Genomic DNA, 19,020 nt, shown 5'->3' with positions numbered 1-19,020 from the left:
CAGCCGCCATGACTTCCGCTTCGCCCGCCCAGCAGGTGCTGGAGCATTTCGCCGATCTGGCCCAAGCCCGTGGGTACACTCTCGATAGCGCTCAACAGGCCGCCATCGAGCGCTTCGCCGTCTTGGCCGACGAACTCCTGCGCCCGCGCCTGTTTCGCCGCCAGACGCCGCGCAGCCTCTATCTCTGGGGGCCGGTGGGGCGTGGCAAGAGCTTCCTACTGGACGGCTTCTTCGCCGCCCTGCCATTCGCCGAAAAACGCCGGGTGCACTTCCATGCCTTCTTTCGCGAGCTGCACGAGCGGATGTTTCGCCAACCGCCGGGGGGCGATGCCCTGGCCGCCAGCCTGGACGACTTGCTCGCCGGCTGCCGACTGCTCTGTTTCGATGAATTCCATGTGCATGACATCGGCGATGCCATGCTCATCACCCGGCTGTTCAAGGCCTTGTTCAGCCGCGGTGTGGTGCTGATCACCACCTCCAACTATCCGCCGGAGGGGTTGCTGCCCAATCCGCTCTACCACGAGCGCTTCCTGCCGGCGATCCGGTTGATCGAGACGCGCATGGACATCCTCTCGGTGGCCGGTCCCCAGGACTATCGCGGCGCCAGCCCTGCCGAGCCCGATCCCTTTGGCGTTGGCGCCTATCTCTGGCCGGGTAGCCCGGATCAGCGTCGTCGGCTGGCGCTGCCGCCATTGGCGCAGACCAGGATCGAGGTACCGGTAGGCCATCGCAGCCTGCCCGCCATCAGCGCCGCGGAGGGTCTGCTGCACTTCAGCTTCGCCGACCTCTGCGAAGGCCCCACGGCAGTCCTCGACTACCTGACCCTGAGCGAAAGCTGGCAGCGCTGGCTACTCGATGCGGTGCCGCCACTGCGCGACGCCAGCCCCGCTGCGCGACAGCGCTTCATCAACCTGGTGGATGTGCTCTACGACCGCCGCCTGGCGCTGTTCCTGGTCAGCGCCGCGCCGCTCGACGAGATCCTGGCCGACAGTGAGATCGCCGACATGTCGCGGACGCGTAGTCGGCTGTCACAGCTGCGGCAGATCGGCCCCGGTTAGTGCTGTTGCCGTAGCTTCGCACTGTCCAGATGCCAACGGCGCTGCTCGGCCGAGGCGCCGTCGACGTCGTTGACCCGGCGCAGCTGATAGCTGCCGCTGAAGGTCTGGCGAGTGCCGTCGGCCAGGCGTGCCCTTACCGTCACCGGGACACTTACATAGCTCGAGCCGGCCGCGCCCTCGACTGGACCGGGCTGACCGAGGGTCACCTGCACGCTGCGGGTCCGGGCATAGCCCTGGTGGAATTTCTCGTAACTGTTGCCGGGTTGGCCGTCATCTCCCCATAGCTGCCAGGCGGTGCCGTAGTCCCGCGCATCCAGCGCCCGGTAGTAACGCTGGACCACGGCCGCCGCCGCCTCGGCGCTGCTGGGCAGTGGACCGCAGCCGGGTTCCTTGGCCGCCTCGCCATCGCCGAACAGGGCGCAGCTGCGGGCGATCTCGTCCTCTATCAGGGCACAGCTGTTGGCGGCGTTGCAGGGCGGTCGCGTGGCGGGGGAGAGCGCCCGGCAGCTGGTGGCCAGGGCCTGGGCCGGCTTTTGCCCGATGTCCTGGGCGCAGCTGCGTGGCGCCCGCTCCGTGGCGGCCAGGGCACCGGTGGCCAGGGACAACAGCAGGAGAGGGCAGAGCAGCAGGCGTGGAGGCATAGACGCGATCCTTGGGCAAAGGCCCAGCCTAGCAGGCCGAGGTCGAGGTCGAGGTGGAAAAAAGCAGGTGACGGTCATCCGTCGTCTGGCCACTTGGCTGACGTAAAAGCGTCATGTGGCCGGCGCAGGGTAGCCAGATCCCGTGTCGGAGTTCGTCCCATGCCTTCGTCCAGTCCAGCCGCCTCCCTGTCGCCACTGTCCCATCCCCTGCACAGTTCGCGCAAGCCCGGTCCGCTGCGGATCGTGCTGTTCATCGTGCTGCTGCTGACCGGTCTGGCCGTGACCCTCGGCGGTATCCATAACGATGTCAGCGATGCCCAGTCGCCGCCCACCACCTGGCTGCCCTTCGCCGGCCTGGCACTGGCGCTGGTGATCGCCCTCGGCTTCGAATTCGTCAATGGCTTCCACGACACCGCCAACGCCGTGGCCACCGTCATCTACACCCACTCGCTGCCGCCCAATGCGGCGGTGCTCTGGTCCGGCTTCTGCAACTTCCTCGGGGTGCTGTTCTCCAGCGGTGCGGTGGCCTTCAGCGTCATCGCCCTGCTGCCGGTGGACCTGGTGGTGGAGATGGGCGCGGGCAAGGGTTTCGCGATGATCTTCGCCTTGCTGATCGCCGCCATCGTCTGGAATCTCGGCACCTGGTGGCTGGGGTTGCCGGCGTCCTCGTCCCATACCCTGATCGGCTCCATCATCGGCGTCGGCCTGATGCATGCCTGGCTGGGCGGCCTGGATGGCAGCAGCGGTGTGGACTGGGGCCAGGTGGCCAAGGTCGGCTATGCGCTGCTGTTCTCGCCGCTGATCGGCTTCGTCTGCGCGGCGCTGCTGCTGGTGCTGCTCAAGCGGATCGTGCGCGACCAGACACTCTATCAGGAGCCGAAAAGCGCCGAGCCGCCGCCGCCCTGGATCCGCGGCCTGCTGATTCTGACCTGCACCGGGGTATCCTTCGCCCATGGCTCCAACGACGGCCAGAAGGGTATGGGGCTGATCATGCTGATCCTGGTCGGCGCCCTGCCGACCGCCTATGCGCTCAATCGAGCCGTACCGGCCACCGCCACTCCGGCCTTTGCCGCCGTCGCCGAGGTCACCGCCAGAGGGCTGCGCCAGGCGGCGCCCCAGGCCGCACCGGCCGATCCCCATGGGGTGCTGCTGGAATTCGTGCGTAAGCGGCAGAGCAATCCCGAGGTGCTGCCGGCGCTGGCGGCCATCACCGACGACATCGCCCGCGAGGTGCGCCAGTACGGCGCGCTCAACAACGTGCCGGCGCAGAGCATGCCCAACGTGCGCAACGCCATGTACCTGGCGTCGGAATCCATCCGCCTGCTGGAAAAGGAGCACCTGCCGGGGCTGGCGCCCAAGGCGCAGGAGGACCTCAAGGAATTCAAGCGGCAGATCGACCAGGCCACCCGTTTCATCCCGCTGTGGGTCAAGGTGGCGGTGGCCATCGCCCTGGGCCTGGGCACCCTGGTCGGCTGGCGGCGCATCGTCATCACCGTCGGTGAGCGTATCGGCAAGACCCACCTGACCTATGCCCAGGGCGCCTCGGCCGAACTGGTGGCCATGGGCACCATCGGCGCGGCGGACGCCTTCGGCCTGCCGGTCTCCACCACCCATGTGCTCTCGTCCGGGGTGGCCGGGACCATGGCCGCCAACGGTTCCGGATTGCAGTGGGCCACGGTGCGCAACCTGGCGCTGGCCTGGGTGCTCACCCTGCCGGTGGCCATGGCGCTGTCCGCTTCACTCTACTGGTTGCTGGTGCAGCTGTTCTGACACGGCCTCGGTCAGGCACTGGCGAAACAGCGCCACCGCCGGCAGATCGCGTCCGGCGTGGCGAGTGATGACCTGCAGTTCGCGATGGAAGGTGAGGGCGCCGAGCGATAGCCGGCGCACCCGCGCATGCTCCAGCCAGAGGCCGGCGCAGGGCACCAGGGCCACCCCCAGGCCGTGCTCCACCATCTTGACGATGGCGTCGAGTTCGTCGAGTTCGAGCACCTGGCGCACCGTCAGGCGCTGCTCGCGTAGAAAGGCGCTGACCCGGCGCCCGCCGAAGGAGTGGCGGTCGTAGCGAATGAAGGGCTGAGTTTCCAGCAGCAGGCGCGGATCGTCACCTGTCAGCCCTGGCGGGACGATCAGCACGAAGGGTTCCTGCAACAAGGTGGTGGCGTGCAACTCCTTGGGCAGCTCGAAGGGCGGGCGGATGAGGATGGCCAGTTCCAGCTCGCCGGCGTCCACCTGGCTGAGCAGGGCGAGCGATACCCCAGGCACCAGGCGGGGCTCCAGACGTGGCGCCCGCTGGCGCAGCCGCACCAGGGTGCCGGGGAGCAGGCCGGTCTGGACGCTGGCGATGGCGCCGATGCGCAACTCGCCCTGGATCTCGTCCCCGGCGCCCGCCATGCGCGCATAGGTGGCGAGAATCTCTTCGGCCAGCGGCAAGGCGCGGCGTCCCGCGGCATTGAGCAGGGCGCTGCGGCCATTGCGGTCGAACAGGTCCACGCCCAGATTCTGTTCCAGGTTGCGGATCTGGGCGCTGACCGCCGAGGGCGTAAGCCCCACATGCAGACCGGCCGCAGCGAAACTGCCGTGGCGCGCGACGGCGAGCAGGGTCTTGAGTTCGCGAAGCATGGCGGTTGCCTGAAGTCAGGGGAGACCACTGTAACGAGCCACAAAATTTTTGTCGCTCGGAGGCAGGAAAATGCGCTTTATGCACAGGAAAACCTGAGGCCAGAATGGCGACATTCCGCCCCAAACAGGATTTCCCGCCATGGCCTTGTCGCCCTTCCACCTCGCCATCCCCGTCTACGACCTGGCCGCCGCCCGGCACTTCTACGGGGATGTCTTCGGCCTCGCCGAAGGCCGCTCCAGCGACCACTGGGTCGACTTCGACTTCTATGGCCACCAGCTGGTGATCCACGAGCACCCCAAGACCGCGTCTCAGGACGAGGCTCACACCAACGCCGTGGACGGCCACAACGTGCCGGTGCCGCACTTCGGTATCGTGCTCGGCTGGGACGAGTGGGAAGCCCTGGCCGACCGTCTGCGCGCCCGCGAGACCCAATTCGTCATCGAGCCCTATATCCGCTTCCAGGGCCAGGTCGGCGAGCAGGCCACCATGTTTCTCTTCGACCCCTGCGGCAATGCCCTGGAGTTCAAGGCCTTCAAGGACATGAGCCAGCTGTTCGCCAAATAGCGCGGCTCGGCCGGTCTGCCGTCGCTAAACCTAGGCAAAAGACGCGGCAGCGGCCATCCTTGAGGTCTTGCCCGTCGCCCGGTCGCCGTCATGAATGCCCGCCAGCCCTTCCTCGATCCCTACCACCAGACCATCCGCCAGCTGTCCGATCGCATCGTCGCGGCCCAGGCGCCGATCCGCATCCTCGATGCGGTGAAGTGGGACGACGAGGTGCGCCAGGGTTTCCTGGAGGGCAAGGGCAAGCGCCTGCCGGCGGTGGATCGCGCCTTCTACGAGGGACGCCCGCTGGGCTTCGACGGCGATGCGCTCAAGGGCGAATTCCAGAGCATCGAGCGCGAGGTCACCCGCCAGCTCGGCCAGTTCAATCCGGTCGGCCAGATCATGAGGCGCATGTGCCGCGAATACCGCATGGTGATCCGCATGCTGCAGGCGCGCGGCACCCCGGATTTCGGGCTGATTTCCCAGGAGCTCTATGGCGCTGCCTCGGACGCCTTCCATGCCGGCGATCCGACCCTGGCCGACCTGGGCATGATGATGTCCAGCTACCTGGACAACATCGCCCATCGAGGTGCCCTGGAGGATGAGCCCAAGACCCTGACCGCCAAGGACGCCGTGCCCATCCTGCAGGAACGGCTGAATCGGGTCTTTGGCGAGACGGAAGGCACCATCCGGGTGTTCGAGTCCGACGGTATCGTCGCCGACGCCGCGGCGGGCGCCGACTACATCAAGGTGCGTGCCGACGCCCTGTTCAACGAGCGTGACGTGCGCGCCCTGGAGGTCCATGAGGGCCTGGTGCACGTCGGCACCACCCTCAATGGCCAGAACCAGCCGATCTGCACCTTCCTGGCCAAGGGCCCGCCATCGTCCACCGTGACCCAGGAAGGCCTGGCGATCCTCATGGAGGTGATCGCCTTCGCCTCCTATCCGACCCGGCTGCGCAAGCTGACCAATCGCACCCGCGCCATCCACCTGGCCGAGGACGGCGCCGATTTCCTCGAGGTGTTCCGCTTCTTCCAGGAGCAGGGCTACGACTTGGAGTCGGGCTACCAGAACGCCAGCCGGGTGTTTCGCGGCTCGACGCCGACGGGGCTGCCCTTCACCAAGGACCTGTCCTATCTCAAGGGCTTCATCCTGATCTATAACTACATCCAGCTGGCGGTGCGCAAGGGCAAGCTGGAACAGATCCCGCTGCTGTTCTGCGGCAAGACCACCCTGGAGGACATGCGCATCCTGCGCCAGCTGGTGGACGAGGGCGTGGTGGTACCGCCCAAGTACCTGCCCGCGCAATTCCAGGACCTCAACGCCCTGGCGGCCTGGATGTGCTTCTCCAACTTCCTCAACCACCTGAGTCTGGATCGGATAGAGGCGGATTACGCCAATATCCTCTAGGAGCCTGTTCAGGCGCTGACATGAAAAAGCCCCGGCGGACCGGGGCTTTTGCGTTTCAAGGCGTCGCGGGTATCACTCGCCCTTGAAGGCCGCCGCGATGCTGCGTTCGCCGTCACCCGCGCGCGGGTCAGTCGAACGTTCCGGCACGAAGGCCAGGGCACGGTTGAGGGCGCCGCAGGCTTCCAGGCCGCTGGCGCGGGCGATGGCTTCGGCCACGGCGCTGCCGGGAATGGTCTCGTCGCGCAGCAACTGGTCGGTGATGTCGTCCAGCGCCGGCTTGAGTTCGGTGATCAGCGCCAGGCAGCGATGATCCAGGCTGTGCAGCAACTGGTCGGCAGCGGCGATGCTGGGCGCGGCGTCGAAGTCGATGCCAGCGTCGCGCAGGGCCTGCAGGCTGAGCAGCGAGCCGCTCGGGCCCATGCCCAGGGAGGCGACCATGGACAGCGCCAGCTTGGAGGCTTCCTGCAGGTCCTGGGCAGCACCCGAAGAGACCTCGTTGAAGTACAGCTGCTCGGCGCAGCGGCCGGCCAGCAGCATCTGGATACGGCCTTCGAGTTCCGACTTCAGGTGCAGGCGCTTGTCTTCGGTGGGGGTGATCAGGGTGACGCCCAGGGCCTGGCCACGGGGCAGCAGGGTGACCTTTTCCACCCGACCGACATTGAGTACGGCGGCGACCAGGGCATGACCGGCTTCGTGCACGGCGATGCGGGTGCGTTCGGCCGAACCCAGCGGGGTGACGCCGACCGGTTGCTCGCCGATGCGGCAGGTCTCGATGGCCTCGACGAAGTGAGCCATGGTCACGGCGCTGGCGTTCTCGCGAGCGGCCAGCAGGGCGGCGTGGTTGCTGATGTAGGCGATGGCCGCCGGGGTCAGGCCCACGGTGCCGCGGGAGAGGGCGGCCAGATCCAGCTCGCCTGCGCAGGGCAGCTTGCCGGCATAGAGTTCGAACAGCGCGCGACGGTCTTCCAGGCTCGGCAGCGGCACGGCGATGGTGCGGTCGAAGCGGCCTTCGCGGCGCAGCGCCGGATCCAGGGAGTCGGCGAAGTTGGTGGCGCCCAGGACGAGTACGCCGCTGGTGCCGTCGAAGCCGTCCAGTTCGGTGAGAAACTGGTTGATGATGCGGTTGGCCTCGGCGTCGCTGGAACGCGACTGCTCGGCGCGGCGACCGATACCGTCGATCTCGTCGATGAAGATGATGCAGGGCGCCTTCTTGCGCGCCGTGCGGAACAGCGACTTGACCTTCTGGATGCCGACGCCGAAGAACATCGAGGAGAAATCACTGCCAGTCACCTGGATGAAGTGGGCGTTGCACTCGGTCGCCAGGGCCTTGGCCAGCTGGGTCTTGCCGGTGCCGGGTTCGCCGGTCAGCAGCACGCCCTTGGGCGGACGGGCACCCAGAGCGGCGAAGGCCTCGGGATTGCGCAAGCAGGTGGTGACGTCTTCCAGGGCGCGCTTGGCTTCGGCGGCGCCGACCACATCCTTGAAGGAGATGCCGGTGCCCTTGCGGTGCAGCTTGAAGGGGCTGGCGAAACGCAGCGCCAGGGGCACGGCCAGCAGCAGCAGGAGCAGATAGCCGGGCAGGTTGAACAGTAGGGCATCCAGCCAGGGGTGGCGCTGGCCGGACTCGCTCCAGGTGGCGATCGGAAACAGCGGCTCGGCCTGGGTGGCGTAATCGGCCAGCAACCGGTCGGTCAGGCGACCGCCATTATCGGTCACCGCGTAGTGCTCGCCGCGGGTGGTGTCGACGTAGAGGGTACGGTCACCGATCACGGCGCCACTGATGACGCCGGCGCGCAGATCGGCCAGCAGTACGGAGAAATCGCGGGGCTCCTGGGTCCAGTGTTCGGGGGCCTGCTGCACGCTGGCGAGCATGGCCGTGGCGGTCGGAGCCGGAGTGGAAGGCTTGAGCCACCACCAGCAGGCCAGGCTGACCAGGGTGACGAGGGCGAGAACGCCGGCGATCAGCAGGCGCGGATACTTGGAAACGACGGACTTCTTCATTCACATACCGTTAGGGTAGGAGCGACATCGGACGCGGACTCCCGGATTATCGGCCTGTGGCGAAAAGGGTGAACCTCAGTTCCCTGGAAAACGATGAGTGGACTCACCATCCGTCGAGTATCGTCACGCTTTCGACCTTTTCCGCGGTCCGCAAGACCCTGTTGTTTTGCCGCAGATGTCAGGAGCCAACGCCTTCATGCCCGATCCCATCGATTGCCGAGACGGCCTCGGCGCCTTACCGCCGGTGCTGCTCGACCGCCTGCGCCAGGCCGACGAGGTGCTGGTGCTGACCGGGGCCGGCGTGTCGGCGGAAAGCGGTATCGCCACCTTTCGCGAAGCCCTGACCGGCTTGTGGGCGCGCTTCGATCCGGCGCAACTGGCGACGGCCGCAGCCTTCGTCGAGGACCCGGTCCGGGTCTGGAGCTGGTACGAGTGGCGCCGTGCCCAGGTGCTGGCGGCCCAGCCCAATCCCGCGCATCGCGCCCTGGCGGACTGGGGTAGCCGGCACGGGCGGTTGGGCCTGGTCACCCAGAATGTCGACGACCTGCACGAGCGCGCGGGCAGTGGCGAGGTGATTCATCTGCACGGCAGCCTGCATGCGCCGCGCTGCTTCGAATGCGCGCGGCCCTTGGCAGCGCCGGCGTTGCCGGAAGCCGAGGATCAGCTCGTGGCGCCACCACGTTGTGCCTACTGTGGCGGTCTGGCCCGGCCTGGGGTGGTCTGGTTTGGCGAGTCCCTGCCCGAGGCGGCCCTGGCCAACGCCTGGGCGCTGGCCGAGCGTTGCGACCTCTGCCTGGTGGTCGGCACGTCGGGACTGGTGCAGCCGGCGGCCAGTCTGCCGGAGGTGGCGCACCAGCAGGGCGCCACGGTGGTGCGCATCGATCCGCAACCGGCAGCGGATTTCAGTGGCGACTGGCAACTGCTGGGCGCCGCCGGGGTGATCCTGCCGGCGCTGTTGGAGCGTCTCTAGAGACCTAGTGCAACGCCTGACCGCCGGTCCCCAGGGCATCCAGGGTGCGTTTGAGCGCGGTGTAGGCCTGGCGCTGGTCGTCGTCTTCGGTGAGCAGCCCATCGAACAGAGTGGCGACCAGGGCCGGATCCTGGGCGACGAAGCGATCGATGAGGACGTCGTTGTCCTGGCGCCCGGCGGTGATCAACAGCACGGCGAGCTGGGCGACATAGCGCGCCGCCAGCGGGTAGGCCTTGAGGAAGACCTTGAAGGGCGCATCGGCCAGACCCGGCGCGAAGCCCTTGGCCAGCCCCTGCTGGGCCGCGGCGATGGCCTGGCGGACGGCGTCCTGCCAGTTGCCGGCGGTCACTGCCCCTGCCGGCAGGGCGCGGCGCATCTGGCCCAGCAGGCTGTTGAGGAAGATGCGGCGATTGGCCTGGTAGTCGTCATCGGTATCGAGCAGTTCGCGGCGAATACGGGTCAGAACGCGATCGTCCTCGGCATCGGCGGTCACTGCCTGCTTGAAGGCCAGGGTCAACTCGCGATCCAGCAGACCGGGCTTGCGGCCCTCCAGTTCGGCCTGCAGCAGCGGGCCGCTGGAGTCGGCGAAGAAGAAGCGTTCGGCATGGGGCGCCAGGCGCTCGCGCAGGCGCGGCCAGAGCTCCGCCGCGAACAGTTGCTCGGCCGTGCCGCCGGAGACGATGACGCGGTGCTGCGGCGCCTCGGCCAGATAGTCGAACAGCGCAGGGCTATCGAGCGCGGTGCGATCGACGATGAGGTAACGGTGCTTCACGGCAACTCCTGAATACGACGGCCGGACCTTTCGAGGCGCGGCGGGATGGCCGTTAGTCTATAGGAAGGTGGGAACGCTTGGCCCGGCCTTTGGCCTAATCAGGCAGGGTGCAGCCCGCGACACCCTTCCTTTCGCGGCCGGAGGACACCAAGATGCGCAAGACCCCGCTGATCCTCGCCCTGAGCGCTGCCCTGGCCCTGGTGGCCGGTCCCAGCCTGGCCGCCAGCAGCAACAACGACGCTGGAGTGACCGGCAACGGCATCGGCGCGCCCGGCAGCTCCAACACCAGCAACAGAGACAGCGCCGACGACACGTCCAGCGCCAAGCCGTCCACCCAGAAGAAGGCCGACAAGACGCCTGCCACCAAGGCCCAGGGCAGTCAGCAGAAGCGCGTGCTTAACGATTGATGGACAAACGAAAGGCGCCTCGCGGGGCGCCTTTGTTCGACCGCTCGATGCGATCTCAGGAGGCGCGGGTGTAACGCACCTGCCAGTCGAGTCGCTCATGGGTCGCCCGCTCGATACGGGCGCGGCTGTCGCAGATGAAGGCTTCCAGCAGGGAGTTGTCCAACAGGTCGACCCGGGCGATGCGGCGTTGCAAGAGGGCCGTGCCGTTGGGTGCATAGACCTCGACGTTGAAGGTCGCAGGATCCTGGGCGGTCATGGCGCACAGCATCGGTTGAAAAGCGCCCTTGATAATGGTGTTCGCATCCGTGAACTTCAGCGGCTCGGCCATCGCAATCACTCCTGTCAGCTATAACGCTTCGACCGATTCTTGCGGTGCCCGTTCGATTTTCGCCATGACCGACTGGCAGATTTGTGATGCAGGCGGTGGCCTTGCCTGCGCACGGGACAGCCGGTCAGTTGATCAGGGTGCCAAAGGCCTTGTCCGCCTCTATGACCTCGGGCAACTCGCCCAGCAGGTGATCCAGATCCACGCCTTCCAGCAGGGGATTGGCCAGGGCGGCCTTGGCCTGGTCATTGATGCCACCGTGGCGGCGCAGGACAGAGGACACCAGCCGGGCCTGAGCGACCATCCGCGCCTGGGTGGAATCCTCGGGTGCATCCTGGGGATGCAGCTGGTAGGCGATGGCATGCTGGATCACCACCGGCAGTTGCCAGCGGCGGGCCAGCTCCGCGCCCACCTCGGGGTAGCCGAAGCCGATGGCCTGGTCGGCGGGCACCGGCGCGCGTTGCTCGGCGTCGATGCGCGCGGCGATGTCGGGCGCCGCCGTCTTGATCAGCAACTCGCCGATGCTGTGCAGCATGCCGCAGGTAAAGGCGGTCTCGGGATCGGCGCCGGCCTGGCGGGCGAGAACGCGGCAGATGCTGGCCACATCGAAACTGTGCTGCCAGAAATCCCGCGGATCGAAGCTGGGATTGTGGCGGAAGGCCGCGGTCACTGCCGAGGCCAGCACCAGGGTGCGCAGGGCGTCGAAACCCAGACGGATGGCCGCGCCTTCGATGCTGGTGGAGGGACGGACGCCACGAAAGCGCACCGAATTGGCCAGGCGCAGGACCTTCGCCGACAGCACCGGATCCAGGGCCAGATTGCGGGCCACGTCTTCGATGCTGCTGTCCGGATCGTCGAATTGCTGGATCAGCTCCTGAGCCACCTTGGGAATGCTGGGAAGGGTATGCAGGTGATCGAACAGAGCATCGATTTCCATGATGGCGCCTGGTTTGTTCTATACCGGTAGTGGAAGCTGATAAAGCCTTGGAAGCATGAACGACGGCCTGGGCACTGCCAAGCCTAGTCGAAACTCCCGAAGCGAAGAGCTTAGCGGGACGGGCGCGCCGGTCCGCAGAGTGAGCTGACCGATGGCGTCATTTCGCCGCCGTCCGTTTGGTCAGTCTGCTCGCAGGCGTCGTCCTATGCGGTCTTGTCACCAGCAGTGCGATGTTCAGACGTCTATTGTCTTGCTTGAGTCCGCTTTCCGCCGACGACGGGCCACGAATGGGATAGCATCCGGTGATATCGGTTGGCCACTAAATTTGGCGTTCGAGTTGTGCAATGACTTATCAGACTCATATCCGCCAGATGCTGCAGTTGCCCAATGTGCTGGCGCAGAGCACCGGCATCCTGGGCTGGTTGATCAGCGTGCTGATCAACCCCTTTCTGACTGCCGGGGTGCCGGTGTGGGGCTGGCTGGCCTTTGCCGGCATGATCGGCTCTTGCCTGGCGATGACCACTGCGCGCCGCTTCGCCGTCTGGCGCCTGTTCGCCCTGGTGTTCGTGCTGTTCGAGGCCCTGGCCTTCCGCTTTCAGATCCTCGGCATGGGCGAGGCTGGCCATGCCTGGATGATCCCCACGGCCATCGTCATCATCCTCGGCTCGACCATTCTCTTTTCCCATGTGCTCGATTACGGCATCGCCGCCGGTGCGGTCTGGCTGCTGCTCTTCTATGGCGAGCTGGACACCGTCACGGCAGCGGCCCTGCCGCTGTTCGCGGTGATGCTGGGCGCCAGCCTGGCGCTGGGGCTGCTGCTCAACGCCACCTTCGTGCGTATCGTCGCCACCACCCTGGAGCTCAAGGAGCGCTATCGCCTGCAGGCGGAAACCGATGCCCTCACCGGGATCAGCAACCGCCGTGCGCTGATGCTGGACGCGGAGCAGGTCTGCCGTGAGGGCTCCCCGTCCTGGTATTTCGTCATGCTCGACATCGATGACTTCAAGCGGATCAACGACAGATTCGGCCACGACGTGGGCGACCAGGTGCTCAAGGAAACCGCGCTGATCCTTGGCAGGCATTTCCCCGACGGCCATTTCGGACGCCTGGGCGGCGAGGAATTCGGGGTACTGCTCAAGCCCGACGACGAGCGCCACCTGGCGCAGCGGCTGCAGGCGCTGCTGGACGACATCCGCAGCAACACCCGCACCGGCACCTGCTTTTCCTTCAGTGCAGGCGTGGCACGCTTCGCGCCGGGCTACCAGCCCTCGGACCTGCTCAAGCAGGCCGACAGCGAGCTCTACCAGGCCAAGCGCGCGGGCAAGGACCGGGTGCACTATCGCGGCGGCATGATCTGCGGCTAAGGCAGGCCTGACCGGTCCTGGACGGCGTCCGTCTCCGGCGGTGGATGGGTGCGATTGCGGCCCAGGTGCTTGGCGCGATAGAGGGCGGCATCGGCGCTGGCCAGCAGATCGGCGGGCTGCGGCGGTGGCGATTGACCAGGCGGCTGGACGGCGATACCAAGGCTGACGGTGATGCGACCGAAAGGACTGGTGGCATGGGCCACCTCCAGCACCTGCAGGCGTTCCTGGACCGTGGCGGCCACCCGCTGGGCGCCGATCTCGTCGCAATTGGGCAGCAGCAGGACCATCTCCTCGCCGCCGTAGCGTGCCGCCAGATCGCCCGGGCGCCGCGCCGCTGAGGCCACCACGCCGGCCACGGCCTGCAGGCAGCGATCGCCCGCCGGATGGCCATAGTGATCGTTGTAGGCCTTGAAGTGATCGATGTCGATCATCAGCAGGCTGAGCGACTGCGCGTTGCGCTGCGCCCGGGCCAGCTCCACCGGCAGCAGGTTGTCGAACTGGCGACGATTGCCCAGCCCGGTCAGGCTGTCCTTGAGGGTCAGCAGGTGCAGCTCGTCGTGGGCCAGGCGCAGGGCCGCCGCGCTGCATTCGCCGGCGCGGATCTCGCGCAGCAGGCTGAAGCCGAAGATCAGCATGCCGACGATAATGAGGCCGACCACCGTCACCGATCTCAGCATGTCCTGGCGCCAGCTGGCGAGGATGTCGCTCCTGGAGATACCGGCCAGGGCCACCAATGGATAGCCTTCCAGATGCTGGAAGGCATAGAGGCGTTCACGGCCGTCGATCATGGCCCGTACCAGGGCGCTACCGTTGGGCGCCTGGGTCACGTACTGGCGAAACAGCTCGCTGCTGGCGAGCGGGGTGCCGACGTGCGCGGGTACATAGGGACGGCGGACCATCAGGGTGCCGTCATCCTGCGCCAGGGTGATGGCACCCCGGGCATCCAGCTTGAACCGCTCGTAGTAGTCGACGAAGTACTGCAGGCGGATGGTGGCGAGCAGGACGCCGGCAAAGCGACCGTCGCGGTCCTCCAGGCGACGTGATACCGGAATGATCAGCTCCTGGGTGCTGCGGCTCTCGATCACCGCGCCGACGTGCAGCACATCGGTGGCGTGCTGGCGGTGAAACTGGAAGTACTCGCGATCGGCGTTGCTGGCCCGGGGCGGGGCACTGCTCTTGTCGGTCACCCGCCAGCCGCCGTCGCGATCATAGATGAACAGCCCGTGCAGTTGCGGCAACAGGGCGGCCTGGCGCGCCAGCAGGCGATGCACCCGAGGGCGGTCCATTTGGTCGAGGGGTTGATCCTCCAGCCGGTCACGGATACTGACCAGCAGCGAATCCGCTTCCTTGATGGCGTCATCGGCATGTTGGGCCACCGCCAGGGCAATGTTGCCAACATCGCTGCGCGCACTGGCGAAGGCGTTCTGGTAATTGCGCCACACCTGCCAGGATTCCAGCGCCAGGATCACCGCGACCGCACAGACGAGCAGCCACAGCGCCCGGCGCTGGGTGGCCGGATTACGCGGCGGGAGGGGGGTATCGTCAGCGTCGACCATGGCGGGGCTGCTTCCTCGTCCTCGGTGTGCAAGAGACCGCTAGCCGGCCGATTCACGCCACTACACGGGGATAAAAGTCAGACAAGTCTACAGTTTCGTCGGAATCTTGCAGAGAGAACGAATCGTCGTGCCGCGCCTGTGGTCATTAGCGATACGGCCGTCGCTGGGACGGCGCCCTGTCAATGCCCGACCAGGAGGTCACAGATGTCGCAGATCGCCGAACAGATCGTCGAAAACGCCATGCAGCGCATCGAGGAGAACGAGTCGCAGCATGCTGCCGATCCCGTACGCAATTTCTCCCTGACCCTGACCGATCCCGCGGAGATCCGGGTTGGCGCGGAGATCTACTTTCTCTTCGAACAACGCCTCAAGGGCTTCTATCCGGATGCACGGGTGGTGGTCCGCGGCCATGCCGCCGAGGGCTACAACATCACCGCCCAGGTCGAGCGCCGCCGCTCGGCCTGATCGCTCCGCCCGCATCCTCCGTCAGGTGCGGGCCAGCTTGACCAGTTGCCGGGCCAGTAGCGGTCCGGTCAGCACCACCCCGATCAGGCGCAATGCCTGCATGGCCAGTACCAGGCCAACATCGGCATGGGCATCCACGGCGATGATGGCCATGGAATCCAGTCCGCCCGGGCTGGTCGCCAGATAGGCCGTGAGAAAGTCCACGTGCATCAGCTTCGCCATCAGCAGCGCCGACAGGGCGCAGAGGGCGATCAGCAGCAGCGAGGCAAAAATCATCTTGGGCAGGGCGCGCCAGACGTAGGCGACCGTGGCCCGATCGAATCTCAGTCCCACATAGCAACCCATGGCGCCATAGGCCGCCGCGAGCAGCAGATGAGGCAGGGTGATGTCCAACCAGCCATTGAGTTGCAGCAGCGTACCCAGGGCGATGGGCAGCAGCAGGGCGCCAGCGGGGAACAGGCGACCGCCCAGCCAGCTGCCGGCCAGGGCTACTGCCAGGGTCAGCATGAGATTGAAGGCGAAATGGCCGTCCAGGCTGACCACCGCGGCCTGATGACCAGTGCCGCTGCCCTCGGCCCCCAGCAGCCGGCCGACCAGGGCACTGATCAGCACCACGCAGACCACCCGCACGTATTGCATGGTGGCGACGATCCGTGGATCGGCGCCGTATTCCTCGGCCATGGCCACCATGGCGGCGGCCGCGCCGGGCGTGGTGCCCCAGGCGGCGGTGCTGCCGGGCAGGCCGCCGAAGCGTACCAGCAGGGCACCGGTGAGCAGGCTGAGCAGCACGGTCAGGGCGGTGGCCAGCAGCATCACCGGCCAGTGCTCGGCGACGGTGAGCAGGACCGCGGTGGTCATGGCGTGGGCGATCAGGCAGCCCACCACGCCCTGGCCAGTCTGGAACAGTCGACGGGGCAGACGGATGGTGGCGCCGCAGACGCCGAAGGCGATGGCCACCAGCATGGGGCCGAGAAAGAGGGCCGCGGGCACCTGCAGCCAGCTGAGTCCGCCCCCGACCAGGGCGGAGCAGAGGATCAGGGTCAGCCATTGCAGCAGGGGAGGATGGGGCGAGGGTACAGGTGGGGTGGGCAAAGCGGTCTCCGAACGGCGGGGGACCGGCGAGGCGTACCGACCCCGGGGCCGGCACGGGACCGACCCTGGGGCGATTATACGACCTTTGTGGCTTTCACTGGCCTTTCAGTCACTGAAAAAACCGCTGGTTAGCGCACCAGGTGCAGGAACTGCAGGTGGCGTTCGTACTGGTCGAGCATGTCGTTGAGGATCTGCTCGCGGTTGTAGCCCACCAGGTCGTAGTCCTGGCTGCCCTCGGTGAGATGCACCTCGGCGCGGTAGTAGCGACGATTTTTCAGGTGCAGGCCGCCGATGCCGGCGCGGGCAAAGGAAGGCGTGAAATAGCCCTGCATGATCACCTGGTAGATGAAGGGATGCTCTTCACCGTGGCCGATGATGAGTTGCAGGTTGGCGTTGGTGGCGTCGAACTGGGTCTCCACCACCAGGCCTTTCTCCCGCGAGACCTCGACCATCTCTTCCATGGCCGGACGCACGGTGCTGTCCATGAAGCGATAGACCTCGTCCCGCGAGGGGAAGTACACCGCCTGGGACAGCCGCTGGCGCCAGCCGCCGTGCCGCGCCTTGCCGTTGGTCGCCACCGGCGCCAGGGAGTGCAGCCGCGCGCGCTGGCGCTGGGACTCCAGGTGCAGCGCCTTGTGCAGGCCCCACATCATAAGCAGCACCACCACCGAGAAGGGCAGCGAGGTCAGCACCACCGCCGATTTCAGCGCATCCATGCTGCCGGCGAACAGCAGCCCGCCGGTGACCAGGGCCACGGCCGCGCCCCAGAACACCCGCAACCACTTGGGACCGTCTTCGTTGGCTTCACCGCCCTTGGACGACAGGGTGGACAGCACCACGGTGCCGGAGTCGGCCGAGGTGACGAAGAAGACGAAACTCACCAGCACGGCGACGCTGATCACCGCGCGGCTGGCCGGGTAGGTTTCCAGCACCTGGTAGAAGGCCATGGCCGGATCGGTGAGGGCGGTCTGCGCCAGACCGGTCATGCCCTGGCCAAGCACCAGCTCCAGGGCGCTGTTGCCGAAGATCGACAGCCAGGCCAGGGTGAAGCCCAGGGGGATGAACAAGACGCCAAAGACGAATTCGCGAATGGTGCGGCCGCGGGAGATACGGGCGATGAACAGCCCGACGAAGGGCGCCCAGGCGATCCACCAGGCCCAGTAGAACACCGTCCAGCCACCGAGCCAGTCGGAGGGCTCGTCATAGGCGTAGAGGTCGAAGCTCTTGCCTGGCAAGGCCGAGAGGTAGTCACCGATGTTCTGGATCAGGGTGTTGAGCAGGTGCTGGGTCGGACCGGCGAACAGCACGAACAGCAACAGGGCGACGGCCAGCACCATGTTGATGTCGGACATGATGCGCACGCCCTTGTCGACGCCGGACACGGCCACAGCGATGGCCGCGCCCATCATCAGCACGATGAGGATCAGTTGCACCCAGTGGCTGTGGCTGATGCCGAACAGGTAGTCCAGTCCGGCATTGAGGTGCAGCACGCCGAAACCCAGGTCGGCGCCGAGGCCGAAGATGGTGGCGATGATGCCGAAGGCGTCCACGGCATGGCCGATGGGACCGTTGATGCGCTTGCCGATCAGCGGATAGAGCGCCGAACGCAGGGCCAGCGGCAGGTTGTGGCGATAGGCGAAGTAGGCCAGCGCCATGGCCACCAGGGCGAAGACCCCCCAGCCGTGCAGGCCCCAGTGCAGGAAGAGGATCTGCATGGCCTGGCGTGCCGCCGCCGGATTACCCCCTTCGCCGGCGGGGGGCTGGGCGAAGTGGGTCAGAGGTTCGGAGACGCAGAAGAAGAACAGGGTGATGCTGATGCCCGCGGCGAACAGCATGCCGGCCCAGGACAGGTAGCTGAACTCGGGTTGGTCGTGGTCGGCACCGAGCTTGATCTTGCCGTAGCCGGACAGGGCGGTGACCACCACGAACACCAGATAGAGCGACATGGCGAGCAGGTAATACCAGCCGACCGTGTTGGCGGCCCAGGTCTGGGCCTGCAGCAGCCAGGCGCCGGCCTGCTCGGGACGACCGATGACGGCCAGGGAAAACAGCAGGATCACTGCAGCCGCGCAATAGAAGGCGGGGGGATTCAGCTTTACGGTGCCGGATGAGGGCGTCGCACTCATGGGGACTCCTTGCGAACTGCCAAAGGGAAAGAATTCTTTTTTTATTGATCGTTCGATTAAAAAAGAATACCACAGGAGACCCCTGAGGTGAACGCTTCGAGTCAGCGAAGCGCTGAAAGTTGCCGTTTAGAAGTCTTGCTTATGCCGGTGGTCGACTTTGGTCGAGCCCAGGCCGAATGGTCAGAACCGTGACCCCTTGGCAAAGTCTGTAAGTTATGACTCAAGCATCTTCTCCACTCGGCTCCTATCGTCCACTACTGTTGCTGGTAGAGGACGAGCCGTTGCTGCGGGAGTTGGCCACCGAGGCGCTGGAGTCCTTGGTAGATCTGCAGGTAGTGGCCGTATCGACCGCCGATGCGGCCTTGAGCTATCTGGAACAGACCGGTGCCCGCATCGATATCCTCTTTACCGATGTGCGCATGCCGGGACGGCTGGACGGCGAGGCCCTGGCCCAGTTGGTCTCCCAGCGTTGGCCGCATATCCCGGTGATCCTCACCTCCGGCGACCGTCTGACCGTATCCCGCGGCGCCGGTCGTACCCGCTTCATGCCCAAACCCTGGCATATCGACGACATGGCCAATTGCGTCAACGAGGCGCTGGGGCAGAGTCGGGTGGCGTGAGGAGGCTGGCTTCCCGGCGGCGTCGCCATCACTGCTCGAAGTTGACCGGTAGGAGCGGCCCATGGCCGCGATTGCAGCTATGCAGGCGGCTCGGTCTAAACCCTGAATTA

18 protein-coding genes are annotated in these 19,020 nt (G+C 66.4%); 9 read left to right on the top strand and 9 right to left on the bottom strand.

The features are described 5' to 3' along the window. Window positions 1-8: 8 nt before the first annotated feature. Complete coding sequence (zapE, locus tag LRS53_RS17745; RefSeq protein WP_231356769.1) at window positions 9-1,058, top strand: cell division protein ZapE; 1,050 nt, start codon at window positions 9-11, stop codon at window positions 1,056-1,058. Here zapE and LRS53_RS17740 read toward each other — a convergent pair. Next, window positions 1,055-1,699, bottom strand: a complete 645-nt coding sequence (locus LRS53_RS17740; RefSeq protein ID WP_231356768.1) for a hypothetical protein — start codon at window positions 1,697-1,699, stop codon at window positions 1,055-1,057. The two genes, zapE and LRS53_RS17740, sit on opposite strands and share 4 nt — an antisense overlap. Before the next feature lie 159 nt (window positions 1,700-1,858). Here LRS53_RS17740 and LRS53_RS17735 point away from each other — a divergent pair, with 159 nt between their 5' ends. Then, window positions 1,859-3,469: an inorganic phosphate transporter gene (locus LRS53_RS17735; protein ID WP_231356767.1), complete on the top strand. Its 1,611-nt coding sequence runs from the start codon at window positions 1,859-1,861 to the stop codon at window positions 3,467-3,469. Here the strand turns inward: LRS53_RS17735 and LRS53_RS17730 are convergent. Beyond that, a complete protein-coding gene (locus LRS53_RS17730) occupies window positions 3,437-4,321 on the bottom strand; it encodes a LysR family transcriptional regulator (protein ID WP_231356766.1) in 885 nt (294 codons plus the stop codon). The two genes, LRS53_RS17735 and LRS53_RS17730, sit on opposite strands and share 33 nt — an antisense overlap. A gap of 139 nt (window positions 4,322-4,460) precedes the next feature. On the opposite strand from LRS53_RS17730, the gene LRS53_RS17725 reads away from it, so the two are divergent. Together LRS53_RS17725 and LRS53_RS17720 are read left to right on the top strand one after the other, a co-directional pair. Next, the gene (locus tag LRS53_RS17725; RefSeq protein WP_017640917.1) at window positions 4,461-4,886 is read left to right on the top strand and encodes a VOC family protein; all 426 of its coding nucleotides are present in this window, start codon (window positions 4,461-4,463) and stop codon (window positions 4,884-4,886) included. Window positions 4,887-4,976: 90 nt separating this feature from the next. After that, window positions 4,977-6,275 (top strand): flavohemoglobin expression-modulating QEGLA motif protein, encoded by a 1,299-nt coding sequence (locus LRS53_RS17720; RefSeq protein ID WP_231356765.1) that lies wholly within the window; start codon window positions 4,977-4,979, stop codon window positions 6,273-6,275. A 72-nt stretch (window positions 6,276-6,347) separates the two neighbouring features. On the opposite strand, the gene LRS53_RS17715 is transcribed toward LRS53_RS17720, so the two are convergent. Next, the gene (locus LRS53_RS17715; RefSeq protein ID WP_231356764.1) at window positions 6,348-8,276 is read right to left on the bottom strand and encodes an AAA family ATPase; all 1,929 of its coding nucleotides are present in this window, start codon (window positions 8,274-8,276) and stop codon (window positions 6,348-6,350) included. Window positions 8,277-8,472: 196 nt separating this feature from the next. Here LRS53_RS17715 and LRS53_RS17710 point away from each other — a divergent pair, with 196 nt between their 5' ends. Further along, window positions 8,473-9,246, top strand: a complete 774-nt coding sequence (locus tag LRS53_RS17710; RefSeq protein WP_231356763.1) for an SIR2 family NAD-dependent protein deacylase — start codon at window positions 8,473-8,475, stop codon at window positions 9,244-9,246. 4 nt (window positions 9,247-9,250) lie between these two features. On the opposite strand, the gene LRS53_RS17705 is transcribed toward LRS53_RS17710, so the two are convergent. Next, complete coding sequence (locus tag LRS53_RS17705) at window positions 9,251-10,018, bottom strand: hypothetical protein (RefSeq protein WP_017640922.1); 768 nt, start codon at window positions 10,016-10,018, stop codon at window positions 9,251-9,253. Between the two features lie 152 nt (window positions 10,019-10,170). Between LRS53_RS17705 and LRS53_RS17700 the strand changes: the two genes are divergently transcribed. After that, the gene (locus LRS53_RS17700) at window positions 10,171-10,425 is read left to right on the top strand and encodes a hypothetical protein (protein ID WP_160923573.1); all 255 of its coding nucleotides are present in this window, start codon (window positions 10,171-10,173) and stop codon (window positions 10,423-10,425) included. A 55-nt stretch (window positions 10,426-10,480) separates the two neighbouring features. Here LRS53_RS17700 and LRS53_RS17695 read toward each other — a convergent pair whose 3' ends face one another. Further along, on the bottom strand, window positions 10,481-10,753 hold the full coding sequence (locus tag LRS53_RS17695) for a hypothetical protein (protein WP_007162578.1): 273 nt from the start codon (window positions 10,751-10,753) through the stop codon (window positions 10,481-10,483). A gap of 124 nt (window positions 10,754-10,877) precedes the next feature. Then, entirely contained in the window at window positions 10,878-11,690 is an 813-nt protein-coding gene (locus LRS53_RS17690; RefSeq protein ID WP_231356823.1) for an HDOD domain-containing protein, read from the bottom strand. Between the two features lie 341 nt (window positions 11,691-12,031). Here LRS53_RS17690 and LRS53_RS17685 point away from each other — a divergent pair, with 341 nt between their 5' ends. Further along, window positions 12,032-13,051, top strand: coding sequence for a GGDEF domain-containing protein (locus tag LRS53_RS17685; RefSeq protein ID WP_160923574.1), 1,020 nt, complete (start codon window positions 12,032-12,034; stop codon window positions 13,049-13,051). Here the strand turns inward: LRS53_RS17685 and LRS53_RS17680 are convergent. Then, entirely contained in the window at window positions 13,048-14,607 is a 1,560-nt protein-coding gene (locus LRS53_RS17680; protein ID WP_231356762.1) for a sensor domain-containing diguanylate cyclase, read from the bottom strand. The genes LRS53_RS17685 and LRS53_RS17680 overlap by 4 nt on opposite strands. Before the next feature lie 204 nt (window positions 14,608-14,811). Here LRS53_RS17680 and LRS53_RS17675 point away from each other — a divergent pair, with 204 nt between their 5' ends. Beyond that, complete coding sequence (locus tag LRS53_RS17675) at window positions 14,812-15,072, top strand: hypothetical protein (RefSeq protein WP_231356761.1); 261 nt, start codon at window positions 14,812-14,814, stop codon at window positions 15,070-15,072. 21 nt (window positions 15,073-15,093) lie between these two features. Here LRS53_RS17675 and LRS53_RS17670 read toward each other — a convergent pair whose 3' ends face one another. Both LRS53_RS17670 and betT read right to left on the bottom strand, forming a co-directional pair. After that, a complete protein-coding gene (locus tag LRS53_RS17670) occupies window positions 15,094-16,164 on the bottom strand; it encodes an AbrB family transcriptional regulator (RefSeq protein ID WP_231356760.1) in 1,071 nt (356 codons plus the stop codon). 128 nt (window positions 16,165-16,292) lie between these two features. Next, on the bottom strand, window positions 16,293-18,257 hold the full coding sequence (gene betT / locus LRS53_RS17665) for a choline BCCT transporter BetT (protein WP_085984311.1): 1,965 nt from the start codon (window positions 18,255-18,257) through the stop codon (window positions 16,293-16,295). Window positions 18,258-18,505: 248 nt separating this feature from the next. Between betT and LRS53_RS17660 the strand changes: the two genes are divergently transcribed. Then, window positions 18,506-18,910, top strand: a complete 405-nt coding sequence (locus tag LRS53_RS17660) for a response regulator (protein ID WP_231356759.1) — start codon at window positions 18,506-18,508, stop codon at window positions 18,908-18,910. The last annotated feature ends 110 nt before the right edge of the window (window positions 18,911-19,020 follow it).

The sequence above is a fragment of the Pseudomonas sp. PLB05 genome (assembly GCF_021106615.1).
In the GTDB taxonomy this organism is placed as follows: Bacteria; Pseudomonadota; Gammaproteobacteria; order Pseudomonadales; family Pseudomonadaceae; genus Chryseomonas; species Chryseomonas benzopyrenica.
This window is presented reverse-complemented; position numbering and strand designations above follow the sequence as displayed.